This is a genomic window from uncultured Campylobacter sp. (assembly GCF_937997405.1).
Lineage (GTDB): Bacteria > Campylobacterota > Campylobacteria > Campylobacterales > Campylobacteraceae > Campylobacter_B.
In genome coordinates this window covers 1-3,117 of record NZ_CALKTL010000047.1, presented here as the reverse complement: position 1 = coordinate 3,117, position 3,117 = coordinate 1, and the positions used below count along the sequence as shown (strand labels likewise).

Annotated in this window: 2 protein-coding genes; both read left to right on the top strand. The window is 53.4% G+C overall.

Annotation, left to right across the window (positions count from 1 at the left end; translation table 11 throughout):
* Positions 1-658 precede the first annotated feature (658 nt).
* A complete protein-coding gene (locus tag Q0372_RS02390) occupies positions 659-2,548 on the top strand; it encodes an ATP-binding cassette domain-containing protein (RefSeq protein ID WP_298102091.1) in 1,890 nt (629 codons plus the stop codon).
* Positions 2,535-3,117: hypothetical protein (locus Q0372_RS02385; RefSeq protein ID WP_298102088.1), on the top strand; the 583-nt coding region annotated here is incomplete at its 3' end. The genes Q0372_RS02390 and Q0372_RS02385, both read left to right, overlap by 14 nt.

The window sequence follows — 3,117 nt, the reverse complement described above, 5'->3', positions numbered from 1 at the left end:
CGATCTGCGTAGCAAACACACCCGATCCTCGAGAAAGGCGTGGCGGCGGTAAAATTTCGCCGAAAGAGGCGCAGCGCAGATAGAGAGCTCGGCGCTTATAGGTCGCCAGGTGTTTGAAAACTCGCTTTCATTTGCGTTTTGAAGCGAATTTATCGCGGATACTTACGGGCTGCTTCATGTTTTAAAGACCGCCCCGCTCATGCGCGTTGTGTGCGCATCGTTAGCGGCGCGGCTAGTCGATGCGATATGCACGCGCTCAAGACCGGATCGGGCGTCGCGCGGAATATTCGGCGCGAGCCGTAGGCAACGCCGATCGTGCGGGCACGCAAAATTCGAGCGGGCGATTGCAGGGCGCCCAGACGCGATAGGGCTTAGTTTCGCGCGCTTGCGGTAAGTTGCGTCGAATTTATGCGAGGTTTGGGCGAAATTGTTCAACGCGAGTTGTTAAATTTAAAGCGCGCGGCGGCTGTAGAACCGAGATGCCGCGGCGGTCACAAAACTAAGACGCCGTAGCAGCTACGAAACCACGACGTCTCGGCGGCTGCAGAAGCAAGGCGTCGCGGTAAAAAGCGCCTTTTAGGCGTGCGAAGGTCTCGTTCGTCGCGCCGAGCGGCGGAGCGAGCAATAAAAAGCGAGCAATTAAAATTTGGAGCTAAGCTTGGATCTACTAAATATCGTAAATTTAAAGAAATTTTACCTGCGTGAAGATCGCAGCAAAAACGTCGTTTTTGAAAATTTTGATCTGCGAATTGACGATACGCCGCGGCTCATAAGTCTCACGGGTCCCGACGGCGCGGGCAAATCCACGCTTTTAAAGCTCATCTGCGGCATCATCGCGCCCGATTGCGGCGAGATAAAATTTGCTGGCTTCGTCCCTAGCGGCGAAAATAAAGAATTCGTCCGCGCAAACGGCTATATGTCGCAGAGCCTGGGGCTTTACGAGGAGCTTAGCGTCTGGCAAAATTTAAACATCTTCGCAGGCCTAAAAGGGCTTGATCTAAAAAGCGGCGAGGAATATCTGCGCGGGCTTTTGCGCCACGTGGGGCTTTTGAGCTTTAAAGATTACGCCGTGGATTCACTCTCCGGCGGGATGAAACAAAAGCTTGGCGTTGCGTGCGCTATCGCGGCTCGCCCGCGGCTTTTGGTGCTCGATGAGCCCACCGTCGGCGTCGATCCGCTCTCACGCAGGGAGCTGTGGGCGATCGTGCGCGAGTATCTGGATCAAAGCGGCGCGAAATGCATATTTTCGACGGCGTATTTCGACGAAGCGGCGGATGCCGATCTGACGCTGATCTTACTCGGCGGCAAGATCATAGCGCAGGAGCGCGCCGCAAAGATCACCGCGGCGCTGCGGGACCGCACCTTTCGCATATGCAGCGAGGATTATCAGAGTCTGGCGCGCCGCTTGATGTTTAAGACGCAAAGATTTTTAAAAAACTCCCTGCTCATCGACATCTGCCCTAGAGACGGCAGCGTCGATCTGCTAAGCGAAGAGCCGATAAGCCTGCGCGATCTGCAGGAGTTTTTAAACGCTAGCCTAAGCGGCAGCGACGAAGACAGAGGAGGCGAAAGCACGGAGCGCGAAAATGGGGACGGCGAAAATTTTAAAATTTCAAATGAAAACGAGGGCGCTAAATTTAGTGAAAGCGGAGATGCCAAATTTAACGAAAGCGGAGGCGCTAAATTTAAACTCAGCCCGCGCGAGGCGAGCCTAGAGGATGCGTATATTTTTTTAAATAAAGCAGAGATCGGCGCGTCAAATTTCGGCTACGAAAAAAGGAGCTTCGATGCGACTCAAACCGTCATCAAAGTGCGCGACGTGAGTAAAAAATTCGGCTCATTCACTGCCGTGGAAAATACGAGTTTCGAGGTCAAAAAGGGCGAGATTTTTGGCCTTCTGGGCCCAAACGGCGCGGGCAAAACGACGACCTTTCGCATGATCTGCGCGCTTTTGGGGATGAGCGGGGGCGAGATCTCGGTCATGGGCGAGGATCTGCGCCACGCCAAATCATCGATCAGATCGCGCATCGGCTATGTCTCGCAGAAATTTTCGCTTTATAAAAAGCTAAGCTGCTATCAAAATTTAGAGTATTTCGGTCGCAGCTACGGCATCGGCGGCATGGCGCTGAAACGGCGCATAGAGGAGCTTTTGAGCGAGTTTGGCTTGCAGCGGCTGCGAAACGAGACGTGGCAAAACCTGCCGTTTGGCGCGGGGCGCAACCTCAGCATGGCGTGCGCGCTCATCCACCGCCCGGAGATCTTGTTTCTCGACGAGGCCACCAGCGGTGCCGATCCGCTCTCGCGCAGGCTCTTTTGGAACCGCATAAATGCGCTCGCGCGCACCGGCGTGAGCGTGGTTGTGACGACGCATTTTATGGAGGAGGCGGAGTATTGCGATCGGTTTTTGATCCAAGATCGCGGCAAAATCCTAGCACTAGGCAGCCCCGACGAGGTCTGCGTGCAGGACGGGCGGCGGCTTAGCGTGCAACAGGCCTTCATAAACGAGGTGCAAAAATTTAGAAGCGAGGCGGGCGATGAGGGCTTTTGATCTAAATTTTGCGCGAGCGGCGAGGATTTTTGATCCGAATTTTATGCGGGCGAAGCGAAAACTAGCGTGCCCGCGCGATAAAATTTTAAGCGGCAAAAGGGCTTTGCGAGGCGATGAAATTTTGAGCGGCGACGGAATTTTGAGCGACCGGGCTTTGGGCGTCGGTAAAATTCCAAGCGGCGGAATTTTAAACGACGGCAAATTTTGGATCGATAATAAAATTTTGAAAGGTTGCGAAATTTTAAAGGGTGTAGGAATTTTAAACGATCGTGAAATTTTGCGCGGTGCCGAGGTTCTAAACCGAATGTCGCGCGGAGGGATACAGCGCGGATTTGGTAGACGGGTACTGCGCGAGCTCTACGCAGAAGCGAGACCGCTTCATCTGCGCCGCAAATTTCAAAGCGCGAGCGGCTCGCAAACGGATTATAAATTTAAAAGGGCGACCGCTCTGCAAACAGATAGCAAATTTAAAATGGCGGTCGGTCTGCGAGTAGCTTGTAAATTTAAAACCCCGATGCAAAAATTTCATCACGGATTTTGCGCCGCCGTAGAGCTTTTGCGTCAAAAAT